We start from the raw sequence: 210 nt of genomic DNA, 5'->3' as shown, positions 1-210 counted from the left end.
GGACGGCCGGATTGAGCTTGCCGCCGTGAACGGGCCTGCTCAGGTGGTGGTGTCGGGTGAGCCCGAGGCGCTGGAGGAGCTGGTGGCGCAGTGCGTCGCGAACGGCATCCGTGCGCGCACGATCCCGGTCGACTACGCGTCGCATTCCTCGTACGTGGAGCAGATCGAGCAGCAGATCGGCGAGGCGTTGGACGGGGTTGCCCCGCAGGC

1 protein-coding gene is annotated in these 210 nt (G+C 69.5%); it reads left to right on the top strand.

What is annotated here, in order from left to right:
- Positions 1–25: 25 nt before the first annotated feature.
- The coding region (locus ADL01_RS42685; protein WP_234354822.1) for an acyltransferase domain-containing protein at positions 26–210 on the top strand (185 nt) is incomplete at its 3' end.

It is taken from the genome of Streptomyces sp. NRRL WC-3618 (assembly GCF_001280005.1).
Taxonomy (GTDB): Bacteria; Actinomycetota; Actinomycetes; order Streptomycetales; family Streptomycetaceae; genus Streptomyces.
Note: the sequence above shows the minus strand (reverse complement) of the source record. Positions and strands in the feature narration are given on the sequence as shown.